Source organism: Nocardia transvalensis NBRC 15921 (genome assembly GCF_000308875.1).
GTDB lineage: Bacteria > Actinomycetota > Actinomycetes > Mycobacteriales > Mycobacteriaceae > Nocardia > Nocardia transvalensis.
This window is the reverse complement of sequence record NZ_BAGL01000027.1, coordinates 186242-209827: the sequence shown is the minus strand read 5'-3', so window position 1 is coordinate 209827 and position 23586 is coordinate 186242. Positions and strand designations below refer to the sequence as shown.

Here is a 23586-nt window from a genome sequence, read left to right as displayed (position 1 = left end):
TAGTCACACGATCGGTCCCGGCCTCCGCGCGCAGTCGGCCACTCATTCCTCCGCCCCCTCGAGCAACTTTCGCCGCAACCACGTGAACGGAGTCATCGCGCCGGGGCCGACGACGTATTCCGGATAGCTCTGGTGCACACCGGATTTCAGGAAGTCGTCCAGTTGGCGGGCGCGTTCCTCGTAGGCGGCGCCGCCGAGTTGGTCCGACAGCAAGCCGAGACCGCCCGCGGATATCGCGTCGCCGAGCAGGTCGGCTCCCTCCCGGTGATAGCGGTCGATCTTGCCCGGATCCGGATTCGACAGCTCCACCACGAAACCCGCGATCCGCCCGGCGAAGTCGCCGTCGGGCATCGCGCAGTACAGATCCCCTGCGGCGCAGAAGGTATAGGTCCGCGGGGTGAGCCATCCGAAACCACCCGGGCGGGGTCCGCCCGCCCCGGCACCGAGGACGGGCGGACCTATGAGGGTGTCGGCGGGCGAGCGGCGCGGGTCGGCGACCAACCCGACCAGCGCCACGCGATCCGCCGGCACCACGCCTGTTCCGCTCCCGATCTCGGCCGCGACGTCACCTGCCGCGTCCGCGCCCTGGCTGTAACCCAGCAGCGCGATCCGGGTCACCGGGCAGGAGCGGGCCGCGTCGGCGACCAGGGCACGCGCCTTGGTCACCGCCTCCTGCTTCGAACGGCCGTAAACCTCGCCCTCCCAAGGGAATGCGGTCGCGGCGTACCCGACGTAGTCCACCCGGACGTCGCCGGGCAGATCGTTCAGGCTCAGCGCGAGCACGCCCTCGCGAGGATCGTCGGCGGATGTCTCCCAGGTCCCGGGAATCGCCACGACCGACAGTGCGGGGCAGTCCCGCGGCGCGCTCGCCGCGACGGGCGCACCCGTCGACGGCAACACCGCCGCGAGCACGCAGGCCGCGGCGAACTTCCATATTCTGTGCGGATACACGAGGGTCCCCCGACCGACTATTCCGTGATCAGCGCGGCGGCTGGCTCATGTCCCGGTTCGCCGTCGGCAGTTCGATACTGATCGGCATCCGCAGCTGGGCCAGATAGAGCAGGGCCGACTGGCGGAGGAACTCGTCGAACAGCCAGTACGCGTCCGGCGCCAGCGGCACGACGGGCAGCAGCCCCTCGCGCACCGCGATGAACGGGCCCCAGCTCACCCGCAGCAGCGGATCCCAGACCGGCTCCCGCGCGATGGCCAGTTCGTCGGCGATCTTGTCACCGAGCAGGAAGCGGGTGAACGCCCCGAGCACCCCCTTGCTGAGGATGGCGAGGTCGAGATTGGCGCCCAGGCTCAGCAGCCGGTCGGCGAGTTTGGCGCCCTCGGGCGTCGCGGCCAGGATCGGGTCGAGGACCTGCGCAGCCTGAGAGTTGGCCTCCGGCCACGAATTCGGGATGTACTCGTCGCGGACGCCGAGCAGATGCCCGGCCAGCTGCCAGGAGTACAGGAACGCCTCGGACTCGTGCGCCGGAATGGGCACCCGCCACGCGGTCAGATGCTTCATGACGGTCGTGGGCAGGCTGTGCCAGGTGACCATGATGTCGTTCTGGCTGATGGGAATCCGCTCCTCGGCGACCTGCGCCCAGCCCGGCGAATTCGGCAGCAGGTGCCGCACGGCCGCGTGGACGATCCGGGTCTTCACGCACGTCACGACCATCTCGCCGTCGGGCCCGTAGGCATTGGCGGTGCCGATGTCGTAGCCGAGTTTGGCGGTCTTGGAGATGCGGTCCTTCAGATCCTGGCCGCCCTTGGAGTAGTAGACCGCCCGCGCCTCCTTGGGGATGACCGTGCTCATCATGCCGCTGGCCAGCCCGTACAGCACGCCCAGGTACAGGCCGCGCTTCTTGTTGAATTCGACCGCGGTGGCGAGCTTGCCCTGATCGACCCACTGCGGCATGCGGCGGGCGTACTCCATGAAGTCCCGCAGATCCGGCGGCAGGCCGTCCGGCAGCGGCTGGCCGTTGCGGGTCCAGGTCCGCAGCAGGGTGTTGACCTGCGGCGCCTCACCCCGGTCGAGTACCGCGGCGACCACCGGATCGGCCTCCGGGTCCCATATCGTCAGCGGGTCGGCGCCGGCGCCGGACCCCGCGACCGATCCCTCCGGCGACCACGACCAGGGCTCGGCCCGGGCCGGGGTCACCATCGCCAGCGCACCGGCCGCGCCCAGCGCGCCACCGGCCACCATCGCCTTACGTCTGCTGAGTCGATCCATCTCCGCCACTCCTCGTCGAGCTCGAGCGCGTCGATGAGCACGCTCGCGGGTATTCGTGAAGAATAAGCATTAACTTAGCAAGCGCTTGGGGACGCCGCGGCGTTTTCGGGATTTCGGTGGAACAGGTTCCGCACGCGAGCGGATATCAGCAGGAAAACACAGCAAAGCAGGGTTGTTCCAGGAGGTTTCGATCGGAGATCGCGGTAGGCAACGGACCCGGGCCCCTTCGCGAGCCGAGGACGGAGCGGCACGCCGACCCCTCCGTTACCGATCAAGAATCGTTAGTTACTTCAAGGGTTTCGGCCGCCCGCCGATACATGCTCGGCGACATCCCGACCAGCTCGGTGAACCGGGTGCTGAACGCCCCCAGCGACGAACAGCCCACCGCGAAGCACACTTCGGTGACGCTCAGATCTCCCCGCCGCAGCAGTGCCATGGCCCGTTCGATCCGTCGCGTCATCAGATACGAGTACGGCGACTCGCCGTAGGCCGCACGGAACTGCCGGCTCAGATGTCCCGCCGACATGTGCGCGCCGCGCGCCAGCGCCTCGACATCCAGCGGCTGCGCGTACTCCCGATCGATCCGATCCCGCACCGCACGCAGCAGAGCGAGATCGCGCACATGCTGCGCGGCGGCAGCACCGAGTCCCAGGCACATGGTCATATCTCCTTGACGAGGTGAACTACGACGAGAATGCCCGCCTCGCCCCACGCGCCGCTTCTCGATTCCTGATCACCCGGGGCGGAGCGAACGACCGGGGCTCAGGAGAGTGCGCTCGCGAACTCCTCCAAGCGGCCGGACCCGTGCAGCGGGCGGCCGTGGCCGAAGCAGACGGTCCTGGGGTTCAGGGCGGCCAGGCGGCGGATCGACGCCCGGTTGCGGGCCGGGTCGAGGCAGAACGCCGGTGGCGCCTCGGCCACGTCGCCGCCCATGATCTTCGGGCGGCGGTTCAGAACGTCGCCGACTATCAGCAGCCGGTCGGACTCGCGCCACAGCGAGAGGGAACCGTGGGTGTGGCCGGGGGTTTCCAGCACCTCGAAGCCGGCCACGTCATCGCCCTCGGACAGGCGCCGATCGACCGGATGCGGCGGGCCCGCCCAATGTTTCAGCTGCCAGCGGACCACCGGATGGTCGGGCGCCGCCTCCGCGAGACGGCCCTGCTCCAGCACGTCCGCATCGGCCGCACCGCAGGCCAGCGACAGCCCGAGCCGCTCGCACACGGCATGGCTGGACCCCTGATGGTCGGGATGCGCGTGGGTCACCACGTGCGAGCGCATCCGCCGACCGGCCAGTTGCCGCAGTATGCGGCGCGCGGCATGTCGCGATCCCGCGTCCACCAGGACGTCCCCGACCACATACACGTTGTAGGCGTACCGCGGCCTGCCGTCGAGCAGATACACCTCGTCAGCGATCTTCTCCATGTCGATCCCCTCTAACATACGCTTCCGTATCCATACGCTACCGTATCAATACGGCACCGTATGTTACCGCTCGAGGGTCTGTCAATACGGGGCCGTATCCTCGGAGGATGGCTGCGGATCCGGGCGCGAAGGAGTCGACGCGACTGTCGGCGCACGACTGGGTGTGGGCGGCGTTGCGGGCCATCGCCTCCGGCGGTCTGGCCGCGGTCGCGGTGGAACCGCTGGCCAAACAGCTCGGCGTCACGAAGGGCAGCTTCTACGCGCATTTCCGCAACCGCGACGAACTCGTCGCCGCCGCACTCGATCAGTGGGTGCGCCACGGCCACGAAACCCTGGCGCCCTTCTCGGAGATCGACGATCCGGCCACGCGCCTGCGCCGCCTGATCGACGGGATGGTGGCCGCCGGGGAGAGCGGACCACCCTCGGTGCAGCTCAGCCTGATCGGCGAAGCAGGCGACGAGCGGGTCCGCTCGGCGGTGCAACGCGTGGACCGGACACGCCTGGACCTGCTGGCCCGCACCTACCGCGAACTCGGCGTGCCGCCGGCGCAGGCCGAGCACCGCGCGCGCATCGTCTACGCGACCAACCTCGGCCTGCTCCACCTCGCCGAGCACAACGGCGACGACGACGCCTCCGACGAGCAGCGGGCCGCCTTCCACGCCGAGGCCGTCTCGATCTTCCTCCCGGACGACCCGGGGCCCGACGTCAGCGCAGGACTCGATAGCTGAGGTGGGTGGCGCGGTTGCCGGGCCGGATCACCGGGTTGTCCAGGCGCACGGGCGACGAGGCCAGCTTCTCGAAATACGGTGTGCCGGAACCGAGCAGGTAGGGCACGAGGTCGACGGTGACGACGTCCAGCAGTCCCGCGTCGAGCGCCTGCTGGGTGATGCTCGGGCTGGCGATCACGACGTCCTTGTCACCGGCGGCCTCCTTCGCCCGGGCGATCGCCTCCGCGACGCCGCCGGTGACGAAGGTGAACGGCGCGTCGGGATGATCCCACTCCTCCGTCGTCGGAACACGGTGCGTGACAACGAAAACCGGCAGCCCGGTGGGATGAGCGCCGTTCCACCCGCCCGCGGTGTCGAACAGCCGCCGGCCCGCGATGAGGGCTCCCACCGCATTGATCGACCGCTGAACGTGCTCGGTGTCCTCCTCCGACTGCTGCCACGGCAGATCCTCGTTGGCGGATTCGGTGGCCACGGGCCCGGCGGTGTACCACTCGAACAGCTGGTCCACGCCCCCGTCGGAATCCTCGATGAACCCGTCCAGCGACATCGACATATTCGAAACAACCTGCCCCATGACCTTCTCCTCCTGTGCGTGCCCCCGTGCCGGGGTGCGTGTGCCCTGTGGTCGGAGCCCATGCGAAGCTCTCGACATGGTTTCACATGATGTGATGTGGATCACACATCGACGACCGGGGTCGGCGCACAGGTGACGTCGTAAGGGGTGTCAGGCGGCGCCGGAGGGGTGGGTCAGGGTGCGGAGGGCCTTGCGGTCGATTTTGCCTGTGGGGTTGCGGGGGATTTCGGGGACGAGGGTGATGTCTCGGGGGCGTTCGTGTCGGGAGACCTTGTCTCGCAGGTATTCCCGGAGGCCCTCAGCAGTGGGTTGCTGGTTGCGGGCCGGGACCGCGAAGGCGGCCAGGCGCTGGCCGAACTCGTCGTCGGGTACGCCGATGACGGCGGCGTCGGCCAGGGACGGGTGGGCGGCCAGGACGTTCTCGACGGACTGGGGGTAGACGTTCTCGCCGCCGGAGACGATCATGTCGTCCTCGCGGCCGACGAGGAAGAGGCGGCCGCGGATGTCGAGACGGCCGAGGTCACCGCTGCTGATCAGGCCGCCGACCCGGGTCTTGTCGCCGCCGCCGGAATAGCCGGTGAATCCCAGTCCGCCGCCGACGAAGATACGGCCCACCCGGCCGGGCGGCAGTTCGGATCCGGTGTCGTCGAGGACGCGTATCTCGACACCGGTGACCGGGCGGCCCACCGTTCCGGGAGCCGAGCGCAGGTCCGCCGGGGTGGCGAGGGTACCGATACCGACCTCGGAGGAGCCGTAGCCGTTGTAGAGGAGTTCGCCGAATTCAGCGGTGAAGCGTTGCGCGAGAGCAGGACTCAGCGGAGCCGCGCCGGACAGAACCACCCGCAGCGAGGACAGGTCGTGGCCACGGCGGACCTCGCCGGGCACGGCCAGGAGGCGCTGCAGCATGACCGGCACCCCGGCGAACATCTCGACCCGGTGCGCGGCGACGGCGGCCGACGCGGCTTCGGCATCGAAACGCCTGCGCAACACCAGCTTCCCGCCCAGCGCGATGCCGAGCAGGACGATGCCCAGCCCGAAGCCGTGGAACATGGGGATCCCCGCCGCGATGACCGCGCCGGTGCGCAGGCGGGTGCGGCGGATGATGGCCGCGGCGGTGCCGCCGACCATCGATAGTTCCGGCCGGCGGGGCACGCCCTTCGGCGTTCCCGTCGTCCCCGATGTCAGGAGCACCAAGCGTCCCACGGGCATTCGGCCCAGCGGTGCGTAATCCCGGCGCACCCATTCGGAGACAGTGTGCGTGGAGGACGCTGGTGCGGCCGTGGTCTCACCCCGGGCCGCAAGACCTGGTGCCGTGGTGGCTTCGTCGAAACAGTAGACCAGCGGACCGGTGTAGCCGGCCGCTCGTACGGTCGAGGCGAACTCCTCGTCGCAGAGGATCGCGCGAATCTCCTGCCGTGCCAGCGACTTCTGGAGCACCTCGGGGTGGAAGTCGGTATTCAGAAGCAGAGCGTCCGCGCCGGTCGACATGACGCCGAAGACGCCCGCTACGGCGTAGCGGCTGTTGCGGCACATTATGGCTACCGAATCGCCTGTGGTTGTGGCCAATTCGTGGTGCAGCCCGCCCGCTATCGCGTCGGCGTAGGTTGCCAGTTCTGTGTACGTCAGCTCGCCGAGGTCATCCACCAAGGCGGTGCGGTCGGGCCAGCGTGCTGCCGAAACCGCCAGTAGCAAAGGCATATTGGCGGAGTTACCGACGATGGCGCGAGCGATGCGGACGGCCGGCCCCGGACCGACGGGCCGCAGCAGCCGCGATTCGGTCAGCGCCGCGCCCACCGCGACGGCCGTCTCCAGGATGACAGGCGTCTTCATCGCGCGCCTCCCGCCGTCGCCGCGTCGGTATCGCGGGTCACGCGCGCCCACACCCGCATGAAGCCGTCGACCGGGCCGGGCAGGGCGGCGGACACCACGTCGGCGGGCAATGCCCACCACGGCGCCAGCGAACGTGGCCGCTGCACAATGGCTTTGGCGACGATATCGGCGGCCTCGCCGGGATGCAGGCCGGGCAGCATCCGCATGATCGGCGTCGGCGCGCTCATCCGGGTGTACAGCAGCGCCATGTAGGCGGTCGACACCGTGACCCCGTCGGCGCGCAGCTCCGGGCTGACGCTGCGCAACCACGTATCGAACGCGCCCTTCGACGCCTGATACGCGCCCCAGCGCGGGCCGGGAGCGATGCGGACGCCGATGGTCGAGATGTTCACGATATGCCCGCGCCCGGCCGCCCGCATCGGCGGAAGCAGGCCCAGGAGCAGGCGGATCGGGCCCAGGTAGTTGACGCCGATGGTGCGCTCGAAATCGTGGAACCGGTCGTATTGCAGATGCAGCGAGCGGCGCATGGACTTGCCCGCGTTGGTGACGATCACATCCAGCGCGCCATACCTCTCGGTAACAGTTTCGGCCAGTTCCTCCGTCGCCGCCGCGTCGGTCAGGTCGGCCGGATACGCGACGGCGCTGCCGCCGAGCGAATTCAGCTCCGCGGCAAGCTCTTCCAGCCTGTCGGCGGTGCGCGCCACCAGCAGCACGGTCGCTCCCGCCGCGGCGAGTGTGCGCGCGGTCGCCTCCCCCAGCCCGTACGAAGCGCCGGTGACCAGCACGGTCTTGCCGGATACGGCGCGCCGCAATGCCTTCGGATCGGACAACCGCGGCGGATTCACCACCCGGTCGACGGCCACCCGCGTGACACGGGCGGCGGGCCGCACGACATCCATTCGTCTACTCCTCTTCGAGCTCGCGACGCAGACCGGCGATCAGCGTGCGCGCGGTGAACCGCACCGTCTCGTCCCACCCGCGCCGGCGCAGGTAGTGCCGGACACTGGTGAAGTGATCGGCCAGACCCGTCACGACCGCCCACAGCATGGTCACGACCATGTCCGAATCCACCTCGGCGGCACCGGGTTCCGTCAGTCGCAGGCGATCGACCGCGGTCAGCACGAGGTCGTAGACACGGCCGGCCGCGATCGCCAGCTGCCCGCCGACGTCCTGTTCCACGTCGACCTCACCGGCCAGGACCGCCCAGATGTTGAGCTCCTGCCCGTACACCTGGTACATCCGCAGGTATTCGGTACAGATGGCGACGAACAGTTCCTCGGGATCGGCCGATTCCGCGCACAGCGGTTCGACCTTCGCCGCGAATTCCGTGAGCCGCTCCGCGTACAAGGCCGCGTAGAGCGCCTCCTTGGTCGTGAAGTACGTGTACACGGTCCCGGGGCTGATCCCTGCACCCTTGGCGACGTCGCGCATCTGTAGCGCCGCGTAGCCGCGATCGGCCAGCAGGCGGCGGCCGGCGTCGAGGATATCGCCCCGGCGCGCTTCCCGGTCGCCCCACTTCGTGGCCATGCACCCACCATTCTGAACACGGTTCAAATTGAACGAGGTTCAGAATGCGTCACCCGCGGCGCGCTGTCAACCCGTGAGCCGCGCGCGCAGGCGCGCGTTCTCCTCCTCCAGCGCGGTCAGCCGGTCCCGGAGAGGCCCGAGGGCGACTTCCAACTCGACCGCGGAGTAGCGAGGGGTGATGTGCTGGTGGCAGTTCCAGTTGGTGCCCTCCACCCGGATGATCATCAGCCGCTCCGGCCGCCCGTCGGTGCGTACCGCGCACAGCCGCTCGGTCAGCGCGGGATCCTCGGTCAGCGACAGAGTTTCGGCCCGACCGAAGATCTTGAGCCGCGCCCGTTCCGGATAGTCCATGAGGAACAGCGCCACCCGGCCGTCGGCGCGCACATTTCCCGTGGTGATGTACTGCCGGTTGCCGCGCACATCGGCGAATCCGAGGGTGCGCTCGTCCAGCACGTGCACGAAACCCGGTGGGCCGCCGCGGAATTGCACGTACGGCCAGCCGGTCTCGCTCACGCTGGCCAGGTAGAAGCCGTCCCGCGATTCGATGAACGCCGTGTCGGCGTCCGACAGCGTCTCCGGGTCCGAACCCTGCCGCAGCGCCCGCGCGACCGCGGCGGCGCTGCCCTGTTCCTCCTGCACCAGGCGCACGGAGTCGGTATAGGCCAGGTGGGCGTAGCGTCCCATGGTCGCGATTCCCTTCTCGCTCAATGATTCAGCGCCGCGTCGAGCAGCGTCTCGGCCGCCGCGCGGGCATCGGCGCCCGCCGCACCGGCGCCGTCGATCTGGGTGACGACCGTCGCCCCCTCGATCAGCAGCAGCAGTTGCCGGGCCAGGGGCGCGGGCGCGGTCACGCCGGCCTCGGTCAGCAGTCGTTCCAGCAGGCGCCGGTACCGCGCCAGATGCCGGCGGGTGATCTCGTGCACGGTCTGCCCGCCGCGGCTGTCGGCGGCGTAGTTGACCACCGCGCAGCCGTGAAATCCCTGGTCGGAGAACCAGAGTGCCAGCAGGTCGAACAGGGCGACCACGCGATCGCGGCCCGCGGGGACGTCGGCCAGGCCCGCCAGCAGCCAGGCGTGGGTGCGGTCGCTGCGCTCGCGCACCACGGCCGCGGCCAAGCCCTCCTTGGAGTCGAAGTACCGGTAGATGGTCAGCTGCGAGGCATTACAGGCCGCGGCGATCTCGCGCATCCCCACCGCGGCGAGGCTGCGCTCGTAGAACAACCGCGCCGCCGCGTCCAGCACCCGCGCACGGGTGGCGTCGGGGTCGATCGCCGACCCGGAGCCGACCGGCATAGCTCACCTCATCTCTGCCTACCCCACGAGAGTAACGATCGTTACCATCCCCGTCAACAGCGTGCGCCCACGATCCGAAAGCCGCTGCGATGCACCCGATCTCCCCCGCGCCCGACGTGCCGCCCGCGCCGAAAGCAGTCGCGGCGCGGGCCGCACGCTGCTAACTTGCGGCCGTGGATCTCTTCTCGCGCTCCTGGGCAGCGCTGCGCACGGCGGTCGAGGATCTCTCCGGTGAGGACTTCGGACGGCCGACGGGCTGCCGCGGCTGGCTCGTGCGGGATCTGGTGTGCCACTTGATCATCGATGCGCAGGACGTCCTGATCACCCTCGTCACGCCGTCGGATTCCGAGCCGACGTGCGATGCGGTGACCTACTGGGACGTGGCCACCACGCTACCCAGCGGCAACGATCCGCTCGACGCGCTGATCGTCCGGCTCGCCGCCGCCTACCAGGAGCCCGAACTGCTGCAATTCCACCTCGACGACGTCGGCGCCGCCGCCGGGCGCGCGGCCGAGCTGTCCGATCCGTACCTGCGGGTCGGCACCCAGAACAAGGTGCTCACCGTCGCGGACTACCTGGACGCGTACGTGCTGGAGTGGACCCTGCACCACCTGGACCTGGTGGCGAACCTCCCGGACGCGGTGCAACCGCCCGCCGACGGCCTCGCCCGGACCCGCGAGATGCTGGAGCGGATCGCCGGCGCACCCTTCCCCGCGACGCTGCCGGACCGCGACACGCTGCTGATCGCCACGGGCCGCCGCGCCCCGACCGAGGCCGAACGGGCAGACCTGGGCGACCTCGCGGAGAAACTCCCGCTGGTCCTGGGCTGATCAGCGCACCGCGGCGGCGTCCAGCAGGGTCCGCGCCGCGGCCTGTGCCTGCCGCGCCGGATCCGGTGTGCCCGCGATCGCGGCGGTGGTCTGCGCCCCCTCGGCGAGCAGCGCGATCTGCGGCGCCAGCTCCGGCGGGCCACCCGCCTCGGCGACGAGCCGGGCGACATAGTCGACGAACGCCTGCTTGTGCGCCCGCACCGCCTCGTTCAATGCCACGGAGGCGGAACCCAATTCGCCGAACGCGTTGATGAACGCACAGCCCCGGAAGTCCGGCGCGCGGAACCACGCGTCGAGGAAGTCGAAGATCGCGAGCAGCCGCTCGCGGGCGGTCGTCCCCGGCTGCGCGGTCGAGGCCAGGCCCCGGTCCCAGACCTCGGTCCGGTGCCGCAGCACCGCCAGGACCAGATCGTCCTTCGAGCCGAACAGTGAATAGATGCGCTTGAGCGAGACACCGGCGGCCGACCGCACGGCATCCATGCCCACCGACTGGATCCCCCGCTCGTAGAACAGTGCGTCCGCGGCCTCGATGACCCGTACACGCACATCGGCCGCCGCCGGCGCTGCGTGACTCACACCATACCTCCTAGGCACTTGCGCTGAGAACGCGCGTTCTCTAGCGTATCAGTCATCGAGGAGAACGACCGTTCTCCCGATCATCCACTCGAACGAGTCGCGAGGAGTCAGTCATGGGATTCGTCACCGTAGGCACGGAGAACAGCACGGATATCGAGCTGTATTACGAGGACCACGGTGCCGGGCAGCCGGTCGTGCTCATCCACGGCTACCCGCTGAACGGCGACAGCTGGGAACTGCAGGCACGGGAACTGCTGGACGCCGGTTTCCGGGTCATCACCTACGACCGCCGCGGGTTCGGCCGGTCGTCCAAGGTCGGCGCGGGGTACGACTACGACACCTTCGCCGCCGATCTGAACGCGGTCCTGACGACGCTCGACCTGAACGACGTCATTCTGGTCGGCTTCTCGATGGGCACGGGCGAGCTGGCCCGCTACGTCAAGAACTACGGGCCCGCGCGGATCGCCAAGCTGGCGTTCCTGGCGTCGCTGGAACCGTTCCTGGTGCAGCGCGACGACAATCCGGAAGGCGTGCCGCAGAAGGTGTTCGACGGCATCGTCGCCGCCGCGCGGGCCGACCGCTACGCCTGGTACACCCAGTTCTACAAGGACTTCTACAACCTCGACGAGAATCTCGGCACCCGGATCAGCGAGGAGGTCGTGCGGGCGAGCTGGAATACGGCCACCGGCAGCGCGCCGGTCGCCGCCTACGCGGTCGTGCCGTCCTGGATCGAGGACTTCCGCCCGGATGTCGAGGCGGTGCGCGCCGCCGGGCTGCCGACCCTGATCCTGCACGGCACCAAGGACAACATCCTGCCGATCGACGCGTCGGGCCGCCGGTTCGCGGCGCTCGTCCCGGACGCCGAATACGTCGAGGTCGACGGCGCGCCGCACGGCCTGCTGTGGACCCACGCCGAGGAGGTCAACACGGCACTGCTGCGGTTCGTCAGGGCCTGACGCCGCCGGAGACCCGTCCCGCGCGGCGCCGCGCGGGACGGCCGAAGGCCGCGTTGAGACGGCTCAGCAAGGGACCGAGCAGACGCGGATCGACCCCGTGCAGGACCTCGGTGAGCAGGTGGACGGGTTCGGTGCACGACGGATAGCGGTCGGCGGGGTCCTTGGCGAGCGCGCGACGCAGGATCGCGTCGGCCTCCGGCGGAATCCAGTGCCTGCGGTCGGACAGCGCCGGCGGCGTGGCGTCTAGCTGGGCCTCGGCGGTCGCCATGAGCGTCGGCCGTGGGAACGGCGTGCTGCCGGTGAGCAGTTCGACGGCCGAGCAGGCCAGCGCGTACTGGTCCGTCGCCGGCGACACCGTGCCCGCACGCAGCAGTTCCGGCGCGGCGTACGGCACCGAGACGACGACGAAACCGTCGGTGGCCAAGGGCGGTTCGGACCGGTGCAGCCAGCGGCCCTGATCGAAGTCCGAGATCTTCACCGTCGCGGGCTCATCCGTCCCGACCAGCACGTTCGCCGGTTTGATATCGAGGTGCACCACATCCGCGGCGTGCGCGAAATCCAGTCCGGCCGCGATACCGGCCAGCACCTCGAGCACCCGGCGCAGGTGGGGTCGCTGATGCGGCGTGGGCACCAGACTCACCCCCGTCGCGCCCGCCACGTACTCGTGCGCCGACCACAACCGCCCGCCGGTCTCCCCGTGCGCGTACATCCGCACGATATTCGGATGCCGCAGCGCGGACAGCAGATCGAACTCGTGCACGAAGCGCGCCCGCGCCTCCGGCGACCGCCCGGCCTCCGGCCCCAGAATCTTGAGCGACACCAGCCGCGCTCGTCCCGGATCCTCGGCCAGGTAGACCTCACTGCTCCCACCGTGCCCGAGCAGCCGTTTCACCACGAATCCCGCGAACCGATCACCTGGACCGAGCAAATCACCGCACCTCCTCCGGGAGAATGCCACGGCCGGAATCGGCCGCTGTTCTCAGTATGGAGAAGACGGCGGGCGCGGGTAAATCGCGCGCGGCCCCCCGGTGGTCGCATAGCGTGGGCACTTCGATGCGAAAGGGGTCGTGATGCGTGCCGGGATGCTGAGTGTGGCCGAGCTGGTGCGGCTGGTGGAGGCGGGGGAACTGGACACGGTCGTGGTCGCGATGACCGATATGCAGGGGCGGCTGCAGGGAAAGCGGTGTTCGGCGCGGTACTTCGTGGACGTGGTGCTCGGCGAGGCGACCGAGGCGTGTAACTACCTACTCGCGGTCGACGTCGAGATGACCACGGTCGACGGTTACGAGATGTCCTCCTGGGACACCGGATACGGCGACTTCGTGCTGCGGCCGGACCTCGCCACGCTGCGGCGCGTCCCGTGGCAGCCCGGCACCGCGCTGGTGTTGTGCGATGTCGAACGGGTGGAGCCGCACGGCACGCCGGTCGCGGCCTCCCCGCGACAGGTGCTGCGCGCTCAGCTCGACCGGCTGGCCGAGCGCGGGCTGCGCGCCTACGTCGGCACGGAACTGGAATTCCTGGTTTTCGACGACACCTACGAGGCGGCGTTCCGCGGCGGTTACCGCGACCTGACGCCCGCCAACCAGTACAACGTCGACTATTCGGTCCTGGGGACCTCCCGCGTCGAACCGCTGCTGCGCCGCATCCGCACCGAGATGTCCGGCGCCGGAATGTATGTCGAGTCGGCCAAGGGCGAGTGCAATCCCGGTCAGCACGAGATCGCGTTCCGGTACGACGAGGCGCTGGTGACCTGCGACAACCACAGCATCTACAAGACCGGGGCCAAGGAGATCGCCGCCCAGGACGGGCGCAGCATCACCTTCATGGCGAAATACGATGCGCGTGAAGGCAATTCGTGCCACATCCATATCAGCCTGCGCGACGAGGCGGGCGATCCGGCCTTCGCCGGTGACGATCCGGACGGCTGGTCGCCGCTGTTCCGGCACTTCGTCGCCGGGCAGCTGCACTGCCTGCCCGAGCTGACCTATCTGCTGGCCCCGAATATCAACTCCTACAAGCGTTTCCAGGACGGCAGCTTCGCGCCCACCGCCGTGGCCTGGGGCCGGGACAACCGGACGTGCGCGCTGCGGGTGGTCGGCCACGGGCCGTCGCTGCGGGTGGAGAACCGGGTGCCGGGCGGCGACGTGAATCCCTATCTCGCCGTGGCGGCCGTGATCGCCGCCGGACTGCACGGCATCGAGCACGGCCTGCCCCTGGAACCGGAATTCCGCGGCAACGCCTACCGGTCCGACAGCCCCCGGGTGCCGCGCACCCTGCGGGACGCGGCCCGGCTGTTCGGCGACAGCGAGATCGCCGAGGCGGCCTTCGGGGCCGAGGTGGTGCGGCACTACCGCAACGCGGCACGGGTCGAACTCGACGCCTACGATGCCGCCGTGACCGACTGGGAGCGAATCCGTGGCTTCGAGCGACTCTGAGCGGCGGCCGCTGATCGGCCTGCCCACCTACTCCGAGCGCACCCGCTTCGGCCACTGGGACGTCGACGCCGCGGTGCTGCATCGGACCTACGTCGATATGACCGTCCGGGCCGGCGGCATCCCGGTCCTGCTGCCGCCCACCGGATCGGCGCCGCCGGAACTCGTGGACCGGCTGGACGGGCTGGTGCTGACCGGCGGCGCCGACCTCGAGCCGTCCCGCTACGGCGCCACACCGCATCCGGCCACCCGCGGCACCCGCCCGGACCGGGACGAATGGGAGTTCACGCTCTTCGAGCACGCGCGCGGCGCGGGACTTCCGGTGCTGGCGATCTGCCGCGGGCTGCAACTGGTGAACGTCGCGCTGGGCGGCACGCTGCGGCAGCACCTTCCGGATGTCCTCGGGCACACCGATCACTCGCCCTCCCCCGGTGCCTTCGGCGTCACCACGATCCGCACGCTGGCGGGCAGCCGGGTGGCGGCGATCGCGGGGCCGGAGGTGAAGGCGCACTGCCATCACCACCAGGCCATCGATACGCTCGCCGCGAGCCTGGTCGCCACCGCGCACGCGGCCGACGGCACCATCGAGGCGGCGGAGGCCGGGACGGGCCCGTTCCTGGTCGGCGTGCAGTGGCATCCGGAGGAGAACGCGGCCGACCACCGGCTCGTGCGGGCCCTGGTCGAGCAGGCGACAACGTAGGGAAGGGAGCGTATCCGGTGACATCGACGCAGGTCGTCAACCCCGCGACCGAGGCGGTCGTGGCCACGGTCGAACTGGCCGACGAGGCAGCCACGGATGCCGCCATCGAGCGGGCGGCGCGGGCGCTGCCCGCCTGGCGCGCCGTCGCGCCGGGCGATCGGGCGCGGCTGCTGCGCCGGTTCGCGGAGGAGGTCGACGCCGACCTCGAGAATCTGGCGCGGCTGGAGGTGAGCAACTCCGGGCACACGATCGGCAACGCCCGCTGGGAGGCCGGTAACGTCCGCGACGTCCTGCACTACAGCGCGGGACTGCCGGAACGGTTGCTGGGCAACCAGATTCCCGTCGCGGGCGGGGTGAATGTCACGTTCCACGAGCCGCTCGGCGTCGTCGGGATCATCGTGCCGTGGAACTTTCCCATGCCGATCGCAGCCTGGGGCTTCGGGCCGGCGCTCGCCGCCGGAAACACCGTGGTGCTCAAGCCCGCGGAACTCACCCCGCTGACCGCGATCCGGCTCGGCGAGCTGGCACAGCGAGCGGGGTTGCCCGAGAACGTCTTTCAGGTGCTCCCCGGCAAGGGCTCGGTGGTCGGCGCGCGGTTCGTCACCCATCCCGCCGTGCGGAAGGTGGTGTTCACCGGTTCCACCGAGGTGGGCAAGCGGATCATGGCCGGGTGCGCCGAGCAGGTGAAGCGGGTGACGCTCGAGCTGGGCGGTAAGAGCGCCAATATCGTCTTCGCCGACGCCGATGTGGAGCGGGCCGCCGCCACCGCGCCCTACGGCGTCTTCGACAACGCCGGGCAGGACTGCTGCGCGCGGTCCCGAATTCTGGTGCAGCGCGGTATCTTCGACCGTTTCCTCGAACTGCTGGAACCGGCTGTGCAGGGTGTGCGGGTCGGCGATCCGGCCGAGGCGGAGACCGAGATGGGCCCGCTGATCTCGGCGGCGCATCGCGAGCGGGTCGCCGGATTCCTGGACTCGTCGACCACGGTGGCCTTCACCGGGTCCCGGCCGGAGGGTCCGGGCTTCTGGTTCCCGCCGACGGTCGTGCTGCCGGCGGGGGCCGGGGACCGCGTGCTGACCGAGGAGGTGTTCGGGCCGGTCGTGACGGTACAGCCGTTCGACGACGAGGCCGACGCCCTTCGCATCGCCAACGACACCGACTACGGCCTGTCCGGATCCATCTGGACCTCCGATGTGGGCCGGGCCCTGCGCGTCTCGCAGGGCGTCGAGGCGGGAAACCTGTCGGTGAACTCGCACTCCTCGGTGCGGTACTGGACCCCGTTCGGCGGATACAAACAGTCGGGGCTCGGGCGGGAACTGGGCCCCGATGCGGCCCGCGCCTTCACCGAAGTCAAGAACGTCTTCATCGCCACCTAACTTCCCTTTTCCGAGCATCGAAGGAGATACGTTGCAGCGCTTACAGGATCGGGTAGCGGTCGTCACCGGCGGCGGGAGCGGCATCGGGCTGGCCACCGTGCGGCGGTTCGCGCAGGAGGGCGCGAAAGTCGTTGTGGCGGATATCGATACCGCCTCCGGGGAGGCCGCGGCGGCCGAGGTCGGGGGTCTGTACGTGCAGGCCGATGTGACCGACGAGGCGCAGGTGGAGGGGCTGTTCCAGACGGCGGTCGACACGTTCGGCGGGCTGGATATCGCCTTCAACAACGCGGGAATCTCACCGCCCGACGACGATTCGATCCTCACCACCGGGATCGACGCGTGGCGGCGCGTGCAGGAGGTGAACCTGACCTCGGTGTACCTGTGCAGCAAGTACGCCATCGGGCATATGGTCGAGCGCGGCAAGGGCTCGGTCATCAATACGGCCTCGTTCGTCGCGGTGATGGGCGCGGCCACCTCCCAGATCTCCTACACCGCTTCCAAGGGCGGCGTCCTGGCGATGAGCCGGGAACTGGGCGTGCAGTTCGCCCGCCAGGGGATACGCGTCAACGCCCTCTGCCCGGGACCGGTGAACACTCCCCTGCTCCAGGAACTGTTCGCCAAGGATCCCGAGCGCGCCGCCCGCCGCCTGGTCCACATCCCTCTCGGCCGCTTCGCCGAGGCCGACGAGATCGCCGCCGCCGTAGCCTTCCTCGCCAGCGACGACTCCTCGTTCATCACCGCCTCACAGTTCCTGGTGGACGGGGGAATTTCGGGGGCGTACGTCACTCCCCTGTAGGGCAGTCGCGCCTCGCCCACCTCATTTTTCCGGCACGCTTTCGGCCGGAATCAGTCGACCGTGCGCTTGGGTCCCGTGAACCACCGCCGAGCCGAGGCGAACCACCAAATCGCGATCGCGCCTACGACGCCGACTAGGGTCAGAGGCGCATAATTCACTGCGGTCCAGGTGAATTCGTCGTTCCATGGATACCCCCGGTCGTCCATCGGGAGGATGAACAGCAGGCTGATCACGACGATCCAGATCAGGGCGACGAGGCCGATCGGGCGGTACCAGGCGCCGAGCGTCCATGGGCCCGTCCGGAACCGGCTGCCGTGCCGCTGCCGCAGCAGCACCGGGATGCCGTAGGCGATATACAGGCCGATGGTCGCCACCGAGGTGGCCGCGGCGTACGCGGTCGGCGCGTTCGCCGCGGGCACCAGCATGGACGGGATCAGCAGGACGAAGGCGAATACCGAGATGAACAGCACCGCGTTGACCGGCACCCGGCGCGCCGACAGAGTCGACCACAGCGCCGATCCCGGCACCGCGCCGTCGCGGGCGAAGGCGAACAGCATCCGGGAGGCCGAGGTGACCGAGGCGTAGCCGCAGAACAGCTGCGCGGCCGCGGCGATGACCAGCAGCAGGCCCGACCAGAACGAATTCAGCGAATTCTCCAGGATGTAGATCACCGGATAGCCGCTGTTCTGCTCCGGATCCAGCGCGGCGTTCAGATCGGGAATCGCGAAGGTCACCGCCAGAATCAGCAGATAGCCGGCGATCGCCGAGACGACGATGGTGTTGATGATGCCCTTGGCCGCCATCCGGGAGGCGTCGTGGGTCTCCTCGGACATGTGCGCCGAGGCGTCGTACCCGGTGAAGGTGTACTGCGCGTGCAGCAGTCCGAGCAGGAAGCTGAACGCGACGCCGCCGAACCCGATGGCGCTGTTGTCGACGGTCTCGGTGAAGACGAACCCGACGCTCTGATGGTGCCGCGCACCGATTCCCAGCACCAGCACGAAGATCGCCACACCGCCCACGTGCCACCACGCCGACACGTTGTTGATCACCGCGGACAGGTGCGGGCCGATCACGTTCAGCACCGCGTGCAGCACCAGGATCACGGCGAACACCAGGAATATCGCGGTGCGATCGGTGCCGATGTCCAGACCGATGACATTGAGCACGGCGGTGGTGAAGATGGCGGCGCCGTAATCGATCGACGCCGTCACCGCGATCTGCCCGATCAGGTTGAACCAGCCGGTGAACCAGCCCCAGATCGGCCCGCCCAGCTCCGCCGCCCACCAGTACAGGCCGCCGGAGGTCGGATAGGCCGAGGCCAGCTCGGCCATCGCCAGCCCCACGAACAGCACCATCACCGACACCAGCGGCCAGCCCCACGCCATGGTGATCGGCCCGCCGTTGGACAGCCCGATGCCGTAGCTGGCCAGCCCGCCGGTGAGGATCGAGACGATGGTGAAACTGATGGCGAAATTGGAGAATCCGGACCAGGAGCGGGCCAGCTCCTGTTTGTAGCCGAGTTCGGCGAGACGGCGTTCGTCGTCGGACGGTGATCGGGTCTCGGTCATGACTACTCCCACCTGAGAACGCCGCCCTCACACGGCGTTCGATAAGTGATCAGTGTGGGGTAAACACCCGTAAACCGCAGCGCAACCTCGAAACGCGTTACTTACCGACGCCGATCGGCTTGCCGAAGAACGACGCGAAGGTCTCGCCGAAGGTCTGTGCCAGCAGCTGGAAACCGTTGGGGTCCAAGGCGAGCCAGCCCGCGTCGGCGGTCGAGCAGCCTCGTTGCGCGGGAACGCCGTCGAGCCTGTCCTTCATCCACAGCAGCGCCGGGGCCACACCCGAGACCTCCGTGGCGACGTGTTCGGCGAAATGCTCGCGGGTGTACCGGACATCGGCGGCCGGGTCCTGGCAGTAGGTGTTCACCAGGTCGTCGACCTGGCCGACCGGGATGACCTCGTCGGGATTGCCCTGCCAGATGTACATCGGCAGATCGGGCACCGCCTTGCCCATGCGCGTCTTGTCGAGCACGTCGGCGACCGCCGGATCGCGCATCGGATCGCCCTGGGTCTGGAGCATTCCCTTCAGATTCAGGAACGGGAACGACGACAGGTACTGCACGCACAGCCCGCTCTGGACGGTCGAGACGACCCGGCCGGTGAGGTCCATCCGCTCGTTGAGGAACTTCGCGAAATCCGGGTACTCCCGCGAGATACCCATGACCGCGCCGAGAACCAGGCCCGCGGTGGCTTGGCCGTTGGCGACGTTCAGCACCGTGCCCAGATCGGCGGGCACCCCGCCCTCGGCCGCGCCGACGATAGTCAGTTCCGGTGCGTAGCTCTGCCGCAGCTCCGCCGCGTGGCCGGTCGCGATGGCCCCGCCGGAGTAGCCGTACAGGCCGATCCGGGCGTCGGGGGTGATGCGCATCGGATCGAAATCGCGGGCCGCGCGGATGCCGTCGAGGGTGATCCGCCCGGCGAGCGGACCCGCCGCGTAGGCGTTGTTCGGGCCCTGGTGGTCGGGAATCACCACGCCCCAGCCCTGTTGGAGCGCGCCCTGGGCGATGACGAACTCCGCGGGGGCGACGATCTGCCCGGCGATCGGGGCGACCGACCACTGCTGCATCGCGTACGACGGCGAGCAGTATCCGGCCAGCGAGTCCTCGGCGATCTGCATCGACAGCAGCTTGTCGGGGGCCTTGCCGCGCGGCTTCAGCACGGTGGCCACCGCCGGGATCGGCTCGCCGCGGGTATCGGTCGACCGGTAGGACAGCAGCCACGCGTCGACATTGACCGGGATCAGGCCGAAGTTCGCCACCGAGATCTGCCGGGCGGCGATGATCTCCCCCGGGGCCTTGTCCGCGAAGGCCGCGGCCGGCGGGTAGTAAAACCCCCGGTCGAACTCCGGCGGCAGCGGAATCGGCGCACCGGCCTGCACCGGAACGGGTTCGGGAGCCGGCTCGGCGAATGCCGCTGCCCCCGACGTGAATATCAGCGCGAACACCGCGACCACGGCCGCCCCGAGCGCGCCCCGGCGCCCCCGACCCCTGCTGAGTGTCGACAACTCGACCCCTTCCTTGTGAGACTGCTCCGTCCCACATTGGATCGGACTATGGCACAGCAGTGACCCAGATCGCAATAGAGCGGCCGGACCTCCTATCGAGAACATCCGGTTTCACTGTTGTCGAGCAGGCCCACACAGTGCACAGCCACCGTGAATTCACATGGTCAACTCCTGTCGAGGGCACGCGTGATCAGGTGACGTGCGCCGTCGCCGTAGACCGCTTGCCGCCGGAGTCGATCCCACGCCTTCTCGTAGTAGGCAAGCTCGGACGGCGTGCTCACGGTCAGCTCCGCACTTAGCGTTTCGACCAATGCCATCCGTGTGTCGTAAATGACGAAACTCGTTGTTGTGTAGACAAACTCGTAGTCGGTGGGCACGATCCCCAGAATGAGGCGGGGGTTTCCGAAACTGATGTCGAGCAGGTGCCGCAGCTGGCCGACTCGGATCTGATCGTCACCGACACGCATGGACAACGTCGGCTCGTGGATGAGCATGTGAAAGTGAGTCCGACCGTCTTGGAGCGCCTTCTGGCGGGCAAGTCGCGCAGAGACCGCGTCCTCGAGATCGTCGTAGGTGCCGAGAAACTCGATACAGGTCGACAGGACAGCGCGAGCGTAGTCCTCGGTCTGCAACAGCCCCGATATGATCACCGGTGAGTAGACGCGCACCGCGGTGGCACGCGAATCGAGTTCCACGCCGCGGCGTTGACGACGGGCGTGACCGGCGGCGGCCACCCGCTTCCATTCGGCCCACTGCGCCCGCACATTCCGCAGAGAGGCCACCAGGTCCGGTAGCGCCAGTTGGGCATTACAGAGGCTGCACCATACGGCCAGATCTCCCTCGGAGGGCTGGCGTTCACCTCGTTCGATTCGACTGGTCTTGGACCAGTGCCAGCCCGCCTCGGTGGAGAACTGCCGGCCGTTGAGCCCTGCGTCCCTGCGTAGTTCACGCAGACGGGCACCGAGGGCTCGCCGGGCTCGGTCGACCGATGTCACGTCCTCACGTACTCCTCGTACCGCGTCGCCACTGTCCACACCCGATCGCGGATCGAGCAGGCGTACGCAACGATCGTCGGGTCGTCGGTCAGTGCCGCTCCGATCCAGTATTCGTTCTCGTCGAATACGCTGAATGCCACGCGATCGTCATCGAGAACCCAGAAGTCTTCCGACCGCGAGTCGGCCGGATCTGCGTTGCGCCGGGGCAGGTAGCGGATGTCTTCGCCCGCGGCGGTGTTGTACTTGGCCAGCGCCAGCAGGTACCGCGTGTAGAGAGTGTGCGGCTCGGTCACGATGCGGACCCGCTGCACTGCGATACCCCGTGCCGTGGTCTCACGAATCAGGTTGGACCAGTTGGCGAACCAGTCGCCGCCGACATCCGTCGACTCGTCGGCGCGGAACCGCGTCAGCGATTCGTTCTCGCTCGCCGACAGGTAGTCGTCGCGGGTTTCCAGGTGGAAGGCACGGGCCTGCACCGTGGCGAAAAGATCGGGGAAGGAGGCGTTACCGGAAATCAAGTGCATCTGGGAACACCTCCTGACTCACCGGAACCTCCACGGCGGTTTCGTGACCTGGAATAGCCATGACCGCCAGCGCATCCCGGTCCGTCACCGGCGTACCGCGCAGCAGGAAGGTACCGTGGCCCGTGTCCATGAGCCCGGTCAGGCAGGTTCCAGGTTCCATCCAGCGCAGCAGGCGATGCGGAATCTCCACCTGGCCTGGTTGCTCTGTCTTCCATCCCTGAACGAGGTCGGTTTTACGGTCGGTCGCGTAGAGACGCGGCGAGCCGCCCTCGCCGGTCGGGCCTCCGAGCAGTCTGATTTCCATGATGGCGACCTTCGATGTGTGCGGACAATGGTGTGAGTAGTGCCGTGAGCCCTCTGCTTACTACCTGCACATTATGCGATTCGACCACTTCAGTTGGCACTTTCTGGCACTTTTCTGGTGCTTCATACGGCTCGGCTCTTAGCGTTCGAACTGGCCCGCCGCCGGATTTCAGCTGTCGCACCTATCCGACACCCCGGGCGGTGGACGCTTCCAACGACGGGAGGGGACGTGATGGACCAGGCGAACAGCGGGCTTCCGCAACGGCAGGTACAGGTGGATTTCCGTGGGGCGAGGTACCCGGCGATCGTGTACACCGCACGGCCCGACGTCATCGTGAGACTCCTTCGAGCACTGCGCGATTGGAACCCTGACTACTGTGCGGAAGTCGAATCGGTCGCGATCGAGGACGACGAGCAGGTGCCACCGCTGCCGCTGTGGCGCCTGCGGGCATGGACCAACCGATGAGCGTCACGGTGGCCTGGGCGGCGATGGCGATGTTGGTCATGATCTGCGGAGGCGCGGTATACCTGCTGCTTCGCCCCGACCACGAACACAAGAGTGACGACGGAGAAGTCCCCACGCAGACCCTGTGGACCGAGAGATACACGCACGAGGCGCCGACTTACCCGCTGACGGTCACGGGCGCGCACCGGGAAATGCAGCGGCACCGGGGGTGCGACCGCGAGGACTGCCCCCGCAAGGCGGTCGCCTATCGGGTGCTGGTGGAGGCCCGGCACATCAAGCCGGACGCGGGCCGAACCTACTGATCGGGGGTGTGCGGCTGTCAGCGGTGTGGGAGCGGGCCGCCGTTACTCGATGAGGGAGAGCGTGACCGGGACCAGCACGTCGACCAGGTCGCTGACGGGGGGACGGGGGTCCATCAGGAGCCACTCGTGGGCCATGCCGTTGACCGCGCCGATGACGGCGCTGGTGGCGAGGGCTGTTCCGCCTCGGATGTGGGCGCCCTGGCCGCCGACCGGGGCGACGGCCATTTCGATGACCATGGCCCAGACGTGGCGGCGTTCCCGGCGGTGGCGTTCCATGCGGTCGCTCACGCCGACCACCTCGATGAAGGCGAGTTTGGCGCGGTACGGGTCGGATTCGATGGAGTTGAGGTAGGCGGACAGTACGGCCGTGAGCGCCGCCTGCGGATCGCCGCCGGGCGGGAGGGCGCCCAGCGTCCGCGTCACCGCGGCCGCGGCCTCGTCCTGGACGCGGTCGTAGGCGGCGACCAGCACGTCTTCCCGGGTCTCGAACTCCTCGTAGAACTGCCGCTTGGACAGGCCCGCGGCGGTGCAGACGTCGGCGAGCGAGCTGTTCGCGTAGCCGCGCTCGGCGAAGACGCGCGTCGCGGCGACGATGAACCGATGCCGGCGCTCGGCCTTGCGCTCGGTGACGGCACGCCCGCCGTACTGCCTGTCCACGCTCGTCACC

Annotated in this window: 27 protein-coding genes; 9 read left to right on the top strand and 18 right to left on the bottom strand. The window is 68.8% G+C overall.

Going from position 1 to position 23586, the window contains the following annotated elements:
* Positions 1-42: 42 nt before the first annotated feature.
* The 4 genes from ON41_RS08965 to ON41_RS08950 all read right to left on the bottom strand — a co-directional run bounded on the left by ON41_RS08965 (position 43) and on the right by ON41_RS08950 (position 3643).
* Positions 43-951, bottom strand: a complete 909-nt coding sequence (locus ON41_RS08965; RefSeq protein ID WP_246829477.1) for a cutinase family protein — start codon at positions 949-951, stop codon at positions 43-45.
* 28 nt (positions 952-979) lie between these two features.
* Positions 980-2221, bottom strand: coding sequence for an oxygenase MpaB family protein (locus ON41_RS08960; protein WP_040746909.1), 1242 nt, complete (start codon positions 2219-2221; stop codon positions 980-982).
* Positions 2222-2492: 271 nt separating this feature from the next.
* Positions 2493-2885 (bottom strand): helix-turn-helix transcriptional regulator, encoded by a 393-nt coding sequence (locus ON41_RS08955; RefSeq protein ID WP_051161120.1) that lies wholly within the window; start codon positions 2883-2885, stop codon positions 2493-2495.
* A 98-nt stretch (positions 2886-2983) separates the two neighbouring features.
* Positions 2984-3643, bottom strand: a complete 660-nt coding sequence (locus tag ON41_RS08950; RefSeq protein ID WP_040746786.1) for an MBL fold metallo-hydrolase — start codon at positions 3641-3643, stop codon at positions 2984-2986.
* 107 nt (positions 3644-3750) lie between these two features.
* Here ON41_RS08950 and ON41_RS08945 point away from each other — a divergent pair, with 107 nt between their 5' ends.
* The gene (locus ON41_RS08945) at positions 3751-4371 is read left to right on the top strand and encodes a TetR/AcrR family transcriptional regulator (protein WP_083905227.1); all 621 of its coding nucleotides are present in this window, start codon (positions 3751-3753) and stop codon (positions 4369-4371) included.
* Here the strand turns inward: ON41_RS08945 and ON41_RS08940 are convergent.
* The 6 genes from ON41_RS08940 to ON41_RS08915 form a co-directional block, all read right to left on the bottom strand.
* Positions 4349-4945: a dihydrofolate reductase family protein gene (locus ON41_RS08940; RefSeq protein ID WP_040746785.1), complete on the bottom strand. Its 597-nt coding sequence runs from the start codon at positions 4943-4945 to the stop codon at positions 4349-4351. The genes ON41_RS08945 and ON41_RS08940 overlap by 23 nt on opposite strands.
* A gap of 150 nt (positions 4946-5095) precedes the next feature.
* Positions 5096-6775 carry an AMP-binding protein gene (locus tag ON41_RS08935; protein WP_040746783.1) on the bottom strand — a complete coding sequence of 560 codons (1680 nt, stop codon included), beginning with the start codon at positions 6773-6775 and terminating at the stop codon, positions 5096-5098.
* Complete coding sequence (locus ON41_RS08930) at positions 6772-7674, bottom strand: SDR family NAD(P)-dependent oxidoreductase (protein ID WP_051161118.1); 903 nt, start codon at positions 7672-7674, stop codon at positions 6772-6774. The genes ON41_RS08935 and ON41_RS08930 overlap by 4 nt, the downstream gene beginning before the upstream one ends.
* Before the next feature lie 4 nt (positions 7675-7678).
* On the bottom strand, positions 7679-8302 hold the full coding sequence (locus tag ON41_RS08925; RefSeq protein WP_040746781.1) for a TetR/AcrR family transcriptional regulator: 624 nt from the start codon (positions 8300-8302) through the stop codon (positions 7679-7681).
* Between the two features lie 66 nt (positions 8303-8368).
* Complete coding sequence (locus ON41_RS08920) at positions 8369-8986, bottom strand: pyridoxamine 5'-phosphate oxidase family protein (RefSeq protein WP_040746903.1); 618 nt, start codon at positions 8984-8986, stop codon at positions 8369-8371.
* A gap of 20 nt (positions 8987-9006) precedes the next feature.
* Complete coding sequence (locus ON41_RS08915) at positions 9007-9594, bottom strand: TetR/AcrR family transcriptional regulator (RefSeq protein WP_040746779.1); 588 nt, start codon at positions 9592-9594, stop codon at positions 9007-9009.
* 173 nt (positions 9595-9767) lie between these two features.
* Here ON41_RS08915 and ON41_RS08910 point away from each other — a divergent pair, with 173 nt between their 5' ends.
* On the top strand, positions 9768-10424 hold the full coding sequence (locus ON41_RS08910) for a maleylpyruvate isomerase N-terminal domain-containing protein (protein ID WP_040746777.1): 657 nt from the start codon (positions 9768-9770) through the stop codon (positions 10422-10424).
* On the opposite strand, the gene ON41_RS08905 is transcribed toward ON41_RS08910, so the two are convergent.
* Positions 10425-11000 (bottom strand): TetR/AcrR family transcriptional regulator, encoded by a 576-nt coding sequence (locus ON41_RS08905; protein ID WP_040746775.1) that lies wholly within the window; start codon positions 10998-11000, stop codon positions 10425-10427.
* Positions 11001-11113: 113 nt separating this feature from the next.
* Here ON41_RS08905 and ON41_RS08900 point away from each other — a divergent pair, with 113 nt between their 5' ends.
* Positions 11114-11956 (top strand): alpha/beta fold hydrolase, encoded by an 843-nt coding sequence (locus ON41_RS08900; RefSeq protein ID WP_040746773.1) that lies wholly within the window; start codon positions 11114-11116, stop codon positions 11954-11956.
* Here the strand turns inward: ON41_RS08900 and ON41_RS08895 are convergent.
* Positions 11946-12884 carry a serine/threonine-protein kinase gene (locus ON41_RS08895; protein ID WP_157185411.1) on the bottom strand — a complete coding sequence of 313 codons (939 nt, stop codon included), beginning with the start codon at positions 12882-12884 and terminating at the stop codon, positions 11946-11948. The genes ON41_RS08900 and ON41_RS08895 overlap by 11 nt on opposite strands.
* Before the next feature lie 142 nt (positions 12885-13026).
* Here ON41_RS08895 and ON41_RS08890 point away from each other — a divergent pair, with 142 nt between their 5' ends.
* Genes ON41_RS08890 through ON41_RS08875 form a run of 4 tightly spaced genes read left to right on the top strand, consistent with a single transcriptional unit; the run spans position 13027 to position 17260 of the window.
* Positions 13027-14391: a glutamine synthetase family protein gene (locus ON41_RS08890; RefSeq protein WP_040746771.1), complete on the top strand. Its 1365-nt coding sequence runs from the start codon at positions 13027-13029 to the stop codon at positions 14389-14391.
* Positions 14372-15088 carry a gamma-glutamyl-gamma-aminobutyrate hydrolase family protein gene (locus tag ON41_RS08885; RefSeq protein ID WP_040746769.1) on the top strand — a complete coding sequence of 239 codons (717 nt, stop codon included), beginning with the start codon at positions 14372-14374 and terminating at the stop codon, positions 15086-15088. The genes ON41_RS08890 and ON41_RS08885 overlap by 20 nt, the downstream gene beginning before the upstream one ends.
* 17 nt (positions 15089-15105) lie before the next feature.
* Positions 15106-16464: an aldehyde dehydrogenase family protein gene (locus ON41_RS08880; RefSeq protein ID WP_040746768.1), complete on the top strand. Its 1359-nt coding sequence runs from the start codon at positions 15106-15108 to the stop codon at positions 16462-16464.
* 16 nt (positions 16465-16480) lie between these two features.
* Positions 16481-17260: a 3-oxoacyl-ACP reductase gene (locus ON41_RS08875; protein ID WP_373281328.1), complete on the top strand. Its 780-nt coding sequence runs from the start codon at positions 16481-16483 to the stop codon at positions 17258-17260.
* A gap of 50 nt (positions 17261-17310) precedes the next feature.
* On the opposite strand, the gene ON41_RS08870 is transcribed toward ON41_RS08875, so the two are convergent.
* From ON41_RS08870 to ON41_RS08850, 5 genes are all read right to left on the bottom strand, one after another.
* Entirely contained in the window at positions 17311-18828 is a 1518-nt protein-coding gene (locus ON41_RS08870; protein WP_040746900.1) for an amino acid permease, read from the bottom strand.
* A 97-nt stretch (positions 18829-18925) separates the two neighbouring features.
* The gene (locus tag ON41_RS08865) at positions 18926-20329 is read right to left on the bottom strand and encodes a lipase family protein (protein ID WP_246461003.1); all 1404 of its coding nucleotides are present in this window, start codon (positions 20327-20329) and stop codon (positions 18926-18928) included.
* Between the two features lie 164 nt (positions 20330-20493).
* On the bottom strand, positions 20494-21324 hold the full coding sequence (locus ON41_RS08860; RefSeq protein ID WP_040746764.1) for a helix-turn-helix domain-containing protein: 831 nt from the start codon (positions 21322-21324) through the stop codon (positions 20494-20496).
* On the bottom strand, positions 21321-21848 hold the full coding sequence (locus ON41_RS08855) for a DUF6879 family protein (protein ID WP_040746762.1): 528 nt from the start codon (positions 21846-21848) through the stop codon (positions 21321-21323). Before ON41_RS08855 ends, ON41_RS08860 begins: the two co-directional genes overlap by 4 nt.
* Positions 21829-22152 (bottom strand): hypothetical protein, encoded by a 324-nt coding sequence (locus ON41_RS08850; RefSeq protein ID WP_040746899.1) that lies wholly within the window; start codon positions 22150-22152, stop codon positions 21829-21831. Before ON41_RS08850 ends, ON41_RS08855 begins: the two co-directional genes overlap by 20 nt.
* A 231-nt stretch (positions 22153-22383) precedes the next feature.
* Between ON41_RS08850 and ON41_RS08845 the strand changes: the two genes are divergently transcribed.
* Both ON41_RS08845 and ON41_RS08840 read left to right on the top strand, forming a co-directional pair.
* Positions 22384-22617: a hypothetical protein gene (locus ON41_RS08845; RefSeq protein ID WP_040746760.1), complete on the top strand. Its 234-nt coding sequence runs from the start codon at positions 22384-22386 to the stop codon at positions 22615-22617.
* Positions 22614-22919, top strand: a complete 306-nt coding sequence (locus ON41_RS08840; RefSeq protein ID WP_157185410.1) for a hypothetical protein — start codon at positions 22614-22616, stop codon at positions 22917-22919. The genes ON41_RS08845 and ON41_RS08840 overlap by 4 nt, the downstream gene beginning before the upstream one ends.
* Positions 22920-22961: 42 nt before the next feature.
* Here the strand turns inward: ON41_RS08840 and ON41_RS08835 are convergent, their stop codons facing one another.
* Entirely contained in the window at positions 22962-23585 is a 624-nt protein-coding gene (locus ON41_RS08835; RefSeq protein ID WP_040746755.1) for a TetR/AcrR family transcriptional regulator, read from the bottom strand.
* Between the last annotated feature and the right edge of the window lies 1 nt (position 23586).

Bases quoted from the DNA above. Each gene is read 5' to 3' on its own strand.
- ON41_RS08960 (WP_040746909.1), bottom strand. From the start codon at position 2,221: ATGGATCGACTCAGCAGACGTAAGGCGATGGTGGCCGGTGGCGCGCTG.
- ON41_RS08915 (WP_040746779.1), bottom strand. From the start codon at position 9,594: ATGCCGGTCGGCTCCGGGTCGGCGATCGACCCCGACGCCACCCGTGCG.
- ON41_RS08925 (WP_040746781.1), bottom strand. From the start codon at position 8,302: ATGGCCACGAAGTGGGGCGACCGGGAAGCGCGCCGGGGCGATATCCTC.
- ON41_RS08900 (WP_040746773.1), top strand. From the start codon at position 11,114: ATGGGATTCGTCACCGTAGGCACGGAGAACAGCACGGATATCGAGCTG.
- ON41_RS08845 (WP_040746760.1), top strand. From the start codon at position 22,384: ATGGACCAGGCGAACAGCGGGCTTCCGCAACGGCAGGTACAGGTGGAT.
- ON41_RS08955 (WP_051161120.1), bottom strand. From the start codon at position 2,885: ATGACCATGTGCCTGGGACTCGGTGCTGCCGCCGCGCAGCATGTGCGC.
- ON41_RS08850 (WP_040746899.1), bottom strand. From the start codon at position 22,152: ATGGAAATCAGACTGCTCGGAGGCCCGACCGGCGAGGGCGGCTCGCCG.
- ON41_RS08945 (WP_083905227.1), top strand. From the start codon at position 3,751: ATGGCTGCGGATCCGGGCGCGAAGGAGTCGACGCGACTGTCGGCGCAC.
- ON41_RS08890 (WP_040746771.1), top strand. From the start codon at position 13,027: ATGCGTGCCGGGATGCTGAGTGTGGCCGAGCTGGTGCGGCTGGTGGAG.
- ON41_RS08870 (WP_040746900.1), bottom strand. From the start codon at position 18,828: ATGACCGAGACCCGATCACCGTCCGACGACGAACGCCGTCTCGCCGAA.
- ON41_RS08840 (WP_157185410.1), top strand. From the start codon at position 22,614: ATGAGCGTCACGGTGGCCTGGGCGGCGATGGCGATGTTGGTCATGATC.
- ON41_RS08940 (WP_040746785.1), bottom strand. From the start codon at position 4,945: ATGGGGCAGGTTGTTTCGAATATGTCGATGTCGCTGGACGGGTTCATC.
- ON41_RS08930 (WP_051161118.1), bottom strand. From the start codon at position 7,674: ATGGATGTCGTGCGGCCCGCCGCCCGTGTCACGCGGGTGGCCGTCGAC.
- ON41_RS08935 (WP_040746783.1), bottom strand. From the start codon at position 6,775: ATGAAGACGCCTGTCATCCTGGAGACGGCCGTCGCGGTGGGCGCGGCG.
- ON41_RS08920 (WP_040746903.1), bottom strand. From the start codon at position 8,986: ATGGGACGCTACGCCCACCTGGCCTATACCGACTCCGTGCGCCTGGTG.
- ON41_RS08855 (WP_040746762.1), bottom strand. From the start codon at position 21,848: ATGCACTTGATTTCCGGTAACGCCTCCTTCCCCGATCTTTTCGCCACG.
- ON41_RS08950 (WP_040746786.1), bottom strand. From the start codon at position 3,643: ATGGAGAAGATCGCTGACGAGGTGTATCTGCTCGACGGCAGGCCGCGG.